The organism is Cyanobacteriota bacterium (genome assembly GCA_025054735.1).
Taxonomy (GTDB): Bacteria; Cyanobacteriota; Cyanobacteriia; order SKYG9; family SKYG9; genus SKYG9.
Genome location: JANWZG010000263.1, coordinates 1 through 5,598 on the forward strand (window position 1 = coordinate 1; position 5,598 = coordinate 5,598).

A 5,598-nucleotide genomic window follows, 5' to 3' on the forward strand; every position below is an offset into this window, starting at 1 on the left:
ATCTGCGAGATATTGCCAAAATGGAGGCAGATGAGGTTGACTGGTACATGGAGCCTGTGAGTCCTGCTGAGGTAGCTAATTGGGCAATTCACGCTACAAGTAGCTTGTTTGAGACCAGTAATCTGGTGTTGCAGCAAGCGATCGATCCCAACTTGCCCGATGTGTTAGGGGATCAAAATCGCCTAATCCAAGTCATGATTAACTTGATTTCTAATGCCGTCAAATTTACAGCCCAAGGAACAATCACTGTGCAAGTAGCGTTAGACAGTAATCCTTCTAGCGGCACATCAGTACGGTCAACTACTACTGAAGCTAACAGCAGACCAACGATCGTCTTTTCTGTTACTGACACAGGCATCGGCATCGCCCCAGAAGATCGCCACAAGGTGTTTGAGCGGTTTCAGCAACTAGGTGATATGCTTACCGATAAGCCCAAGGGCACTGGGTTAGGATTGGCAATTTGTAAGCAAATCGTTGAGCGCCATGGTGGTCACATCTGGGTAGAAAGTGAGGTGGGTGTAGGCAGCACCTTTGCCTTTGCGTTACCGGCAATTTCTCCTGAAACCCAACCAGCGACGATTGTCAGTATCGACGAGTTAATCAAACAACTGCGACAACAGGGCTATTAATACAGGGCTATTAATTAAGTGTCCGAATTGTTGACTTAAAGAGACAACTAGTACTGTAAGAGACAATCAGGACAATCTAGCGAGCCAAGTCCCCTAACGAGGGGTGTTTACACTTAGTCATCTGTTTCCTCTTACCTCTTACTAGCGATGCCTTTCAACGCTGCCCTGGCTACTTCAGCAGTTATGTACAGCCTTTAGGGTAATTTACCTCTGGGAGTTGTCCAGCCCGAAAGCGAACAATGCGTCGTCCATCAGTTTCAAAAATCAAGCGATAGTTGCTATCAGATTCAGCTTGGGGCACGATCGTGAAATACCGTCCACCGGGAATATCATCGTGAGGTGTTACCCGTGCCTCAGGATAGAGGGTGCGTAAGCGAGACTCAAAGTCCCCAATGCGAGCACCGCTCGTGGTCATCACTAGACTATTGCTCCAAACATCAATCCGTGCAATGCGGTCTTGCTGTTTATCGGGCTGCTCGTCACGGGAATTTATCACCATAAAGCCAACCCCACGCACAGTTCGAGACGGAACGACATAGTAACAAGCTGTGTTACGAGGTTGTCCAGATTGCACGAGCAAACTCATCTGGGCTGCTTTCTCGGCGGCGGCAACGGTCATTCCGACCTGTATAGGGCCAAAACTGTTAATGTTGACACGAGATTGCTCCGTCAACTGCATCTGAGCCGTCGTGGGTGCGATCGCTACCCCTGTAACGATAGTAGTGACAGTCACCAAGGCAAGAGATAGCCAAAGCACTAACCCCCGCTGTAGTTGGTGCATCCTCATCCAATTCAGTGAGTTTGCTCGTGAGGCAAATTTCATGGCAGGTTGTGAGTAATAAGGCAACTGGCAAGGATAATAGCTGACTTGGCAACTACTAGCAATGTACGTTGGCATAGCCATAGAGTTATGTGACTAGGCCACAGTTAGATGAAAGCTTGTAGTAGAGACTCAAGCCCACATTACAAACTATTTGTATTCAAAATACAGGGAATTGGATGCAGTGTGCTCCCTAGTTCCCTTCCCCTAGTTCCTTCTACAGGCCATCTGTAGTAGTAATACCTATGCTACAAAAGCTAGCCATATTAACCCATCAGTTCGTAGTAAGGACTTAAGTCCTTACTGCAAGCTATCGGTAGCCACAGCATCCACAGCATAGAGAACTGGTGTGACGTAGGGAACCAACGTGATCCTGTACTCCAGTCATACGCCCCCATGCATCTGGCCATTAGATACGTTGCAATAGAACCCAGTGCTGCTCACAACTGTAATCATTAAACTTAAGTTAGTATTTTCTTAACGGCTCGTTAATCAACTACTAAGAGTGTTCAGGTATTCTATCAGGGAGACTGGCAAGTAACTTTAGTAGAAGGGAACCTCTGAGAGCAGTATGGCTGAAACTGTATTTACATTTCTGGCAAAGGGCGGCGTTACAATGGTTCCATTGTTAGGCTGTTCAGTGGCTACCTTGGCAGTAGCTCTAGAGCGTGCCTCCTTTTGGTTTCCTCTATTGCGGCAAGAAGCCAAGATTGTTCATGATGTGCTAGATGCAGCTCACTACGACTTGCAAAAGGCTGCGGAAATTGCTAAGCAGCATGAAGAGTTGCCGATTGGCCGGTTCCTATATGCTCCGTTGCGGTTGCGCTCCCCTAGCCCTGAAACCTTCCGCCTGTCTATGGAAACAGCAGCCGAGCGTGAGTTTGTGAAGATGCGCCATGGGGATAAAATCTTAGAAACGGTTGTTGCGATCGGCCCACTGCTGGGATTGCTAGGTACCGTAACCGGTCTAATTGCTACCTTTGGGAACTTGAATATTGGGGGCGGTGGCACTGGAGAATCAGCCAGTAAGGCTGCTGCTGGTATTGGGGAAGCCTTAATCACTACGGCAACAGGGATGGTCGTAGCTATTGTCGCGTTACTTGTGTTACGACTCTCAGTCACCCTGCAATCTCGTCAGATTGATTACTTCTCGTCGGTTGGTAGTGAGTTGGAACTAATTTATCGCCAAGTTTGGTTCGAGCCAGCCTTGCCGGATCATCCTGTACTTAACGCAACACATCATCGTGCAACGTCGGCTCCATCAATTACTAGCTCACCCATGGATGGAGGATAGTTGAGACGATGCGATTCAAAAGTCAGCGGCGTGCTAGTCATCCTCCTCAGGTCAACTTGACCCCAATGCTGGATGTGATGATGACGATTCTTACCTTCTTCATTATCGCTACCATGACCTTGCGAACACAGCAAGCAGTAGATGTAATTTTGCCTCCACCTGAAAACGTTCCTCCCCCGCCACCTGAAGCTAATTTGCCGGAGCCGATGTTGGTGCGACTAGAAGCTAACGGGGTCATCCTAGTTTCTGGACAACCGACAGATAAGCAGGTTCTGGTGAATCAGATGCAAGTGTACCTGCGGGAAAATCCAAAGGCAGCTGTGGTTTTATCCGCTGATCCCAAGTTACCCTATGAACAAGTGGTGCAATTCCTGGGGGAAATGCGAGAGATTGGCGGCGATCGCGTTTCGATTGCCATCGAGTAAGTGACTCTGTGGCGTTAATGGTTGAGTAGTGTGCCAGTGAGCAAGTAGGAAGGTGATGTGTAGCGATGTTTAAAGACCGGCGCAACGTCTCTGAGATGCCAGAGGTTAACTTGGTTCCGATGATGGATGTGTTGATGACCATCCTAACCTTCTTCATCATCATTTCGATGACGCTAACGGGGCAGCAGGCCGGTGATATTAAGCTGCCTAAGTCTGAGTCGGGCGTAAACCGAGATTTGCCACCCAAGCCATTAATCGTTGCGTTGAATGGCCAGAAACAGACACGGGTGTATGGTCAGGTTCTGAACCCTGACCAGTTAGCTGAGCAAATGGTTGCCTATTTGAGCAGCAATCCAGAAGGTACTGTTCTGCTTAAGGCCGACAAGTCATTGAGTTATGATGATGTGCTGACGGTGTTGTCGGTTATGCGCGACGTAGGCGGTGATAGGGTTTCGTTGGCGATCGAATAGCTTTTCTGACAGGTATTGCTTCATGTTGACGTTAGTCACGCTTGACGATCGCTCCAAAGTCTCCTAGCACGCGGGCATGATTGCGCAAGATTCCCAATAAGGTCAAGCGATTCTGGCGCACTGCTAAGTTTTCATCCATTACAAAGACGCTCTGGTCACCATCAAAGAATTCAGCAACAACGGGAGCAATTTGACGCAACCCGTTCACTAATTTGCGATAGTCCCGATCGGCACGGGCAGCTTGGGTTTGAGGCACAAGCTCGACAAGGCCATCGTAAAAGGCTTGTTCCGTAGGCTGCTGGAAAAGATTAGTGTGAATCCATGGTCTTGGATCCAAAGTTTGGGTATCTAGATTGCCCTGGACAGCAAGACAGGTAGCTCGGTTGACTGTTTCGTAGATGGTTGCTAAGGTGCCGTCTGTGCGGATAGTTTGCAGAAACAGAGCACGATCGCGGACATCGAGTAAATCCTGTAGTGCTCGATCGCTGTACTCTGGGTCATTTTCCCCTAGGACAGCGTTCACCAAGTCGTAATCAATCTGGCGATCGTCCTGCAACAGAGTACGGATCCGTTGCAGCATAAACTCCTGGAGATGTTGGCGCAGTTCCTCCAGACTAAGTTTCATGACTGAAGAAAATGCTTGGGCAAACTCAGTGGTAACTTGCTGAAGCAAGCTTGCTAGGTTGATCTCCAAGTTGCCATCCCAGGTGATGTTAACAATAGCGTTGGCTGCTCGTCTCAGGGCAAAGGGATCCGATGATCCTGTTGGCTGCATCCCTAATCCAAAAATACTGACCAAGGTGTCTAGGCGATCAGCAATCCCTACTACTCGTCCTCCTAGGGACTGTGGCAAGCGATCGCCTGCCCCTTTCGGTAAGTAATGCTCAGAGATAGCGATGGCAACTGCATCCGGCTCACCGCTGTGACGGGCATAGGTTTCACCCATCACGCCCTGCAAGTCTGGGAACTCACCTACCATCTGGGTAACCAAGTCGGCTTTACACAGTAGGGCAGCCCGTTGAATGAGACGGCGATCGTCAGCAGACACTTGAAGTTGGTCAGCAAGTTGGTCAGCGATTTGGCAAATGCGGTTGACTTTAGCGCGCACTGAGCCAAGCTGCTCTTGAAAGGTTACGGTTTCTAGTCGAGGGAGATAGCTGGCTAGAGGTTGGGCACGATCGGCATCAAAAAAGAACTTGCCGTCGGATAGCCGGGCACGAATCACACGCTCATTACCTGCTGCAATTACCGCTCGCTTGGCAGGATCACCATTAGAGACGGTAATAAAATAGGGCAAGAGTTGAGGAGTCTGAGTGGTGGGTGACCCATTAGCGATTGACTCAGCCTGCAAAACTGGAAAATAGCGCTGGTGACTTTCCATTTCCATCATGATCACGGCTGGGGGTAGGGCTAAAAAATCACTGTCGAATTTACCGATGACGGCAATGGGATATTCCACAAGGTTAACCACTTCAGCCAAGAGTGCCTCAGAAATAACGGGCACCCCCCCAACCTGCTGGGCAAGGTTAGTAACCTGCTCGACAATAACTTGGCGACGACGTTCAGGATCGACCTCCACTAGCCCTTGACGCAGGCTATCGACATAATTTTCAGCATGGGGAATGCTAATGGGGCGTGTGTGTAAGATGCGATGCCCACGTGATTGCCGATCGCTACGGATAGTTTCATTGCCGCTTGTTAGAGCGATTGGCAATACCTCTGAGTCTAGTAATGCCACTAGCCAACGAATGGGACGTGAAAACCGCAGATCTCCGTTGCCCCAGCGCATAAATCGCTTGCCCTCTAGCGAGGTAATCCACGTTGGTGCTAGTTCCGCCAAAATCTCTGCCGTTGGTCTTCCTAGGATAGTCTTGGTGATAAACACAAAATCACCCTTGTCAGTTGGGCGAATTTCCAGAGCTGATAACTCTACGCCCTGCTTTTTAGCAAAGCCTTCTGC

At 49.2% G+C, this 5,598-nt stretch carries 6 protein-coding genes; 4 read left to right on the forward strand and 2 right to left on the reverse strand.

The features are described 5' to 3' along the window. Positions 1-629, forward strand: a 629-nt coding sequence (locus NZ772_12655) for an ATP-binding protein (protein MCS6814401.1), incomplete at its 5' end; no start/stop codon positions are given. 181 nt (positions 630-810) lie between these two features. Here NZ772_12655 and NZ772_12660 read toward each other — a convergent pair. Further along, on the reverse strand, positions 811-1,410 hold the full coding sequence (locus NZ772_12660; protein ID MCS6814402.1) for a hypothetical protein: 600 nt from the start codon (positions 1,408-1,410) through the stop codon (positions 811-813). Positions 1,411-2,020: 610 nt separating this feature from the next. On the opposite strand from NZ772_12660, the gene NZ772_12665 reads away from it, so the two are divergent. The 3 genes from NZ772_12665 (at position 2,021) to NZ772_12675 (ending at position 3,638) form a co-directional block, all read left to right on the forward strand. Beyond that, positions 2,021-2,743 carry a MotA/TolQ/ExbB proton channel family protein gene (locus tag NZ772_12665; GenBank protein ID MCS6814403.1) on the forward strand — a complete coding sequence of 241 codons (723 nt, stop codon included), beginning with the start codon at positions 2,021-2,023 and terminating at the stop codon, positions 2,741-2,743. Positions 2,744-2,751: 8 nt separating this feature from the next. Continuing rightward, positions 2,752-3,168, forward strand: a complete 417-nt coding sequence (locus tag NZ772_12670; GenBank protein MCS6814404.1) for a biopolymer transporter ExbD — start codon at positions 2,752-2,754, stop codon at positions 3,166-3,168. A gap of 65 nt (positions 3,169-3,233) precedes the next feature. Further along, positions 3,234-3,638 (forward strand): biopolymer transporter ExbD, encoded by a 405-nt coding sequence (locus tag NZ772_12675; GenBank protein MCS6814405.1) that lies wholly within the window; start codon positions 3,234-3,236, stop codon positions 3,636-3,638. Positions 3,639-3,669: 31 nt separating this feature from the next. On the opposite strand, the gene glyS is transcribed toward NZ772_12675, so the two are convergent. Continuing rightward, on the reverse strand, positions 3,670-5,598 hold a 1,929-nt coding region (glyS, locus tag NZ772_12680), incomplete at its 5' end, for a glycine--tRNA ligase subunit beta (GenBank protein MCS6814406.1).

What these genes read in the sequence shown, in the direction of transcription:
- NZ772_12660 (MCS6814402.1), bottom strand. Translation starts at nt 1,410, where the DNA reads ATGCACCAACTACAGCGGGGGTTAGTGCTTTGGCTATCTCTTGCCTTG.
- NZ772_12665 (MCS6814403.1), top strand. Translation starts at nt 2,021, where the DNA reads ATGGCTGAAACTGTATTTACATTTCTGGCAAAGGGCGGCGTTACAATG.
- NZ772_12670 (MCS6814404.1), top strand. Translation starts at nt 2,752, where the DNA reads ATGCGATTCAAAAGTCAGCGGCGTGCTAGTCATCCTCCTCAGGTCAAC.
- NZ772_12675 (MCS6814405.1), top strand. Translation starts at nt 3,234, where the DNA reads ATGTTTAAAGACCGGCGCAACGTCTCTGAGATGCCAGAGGTTAACTTG.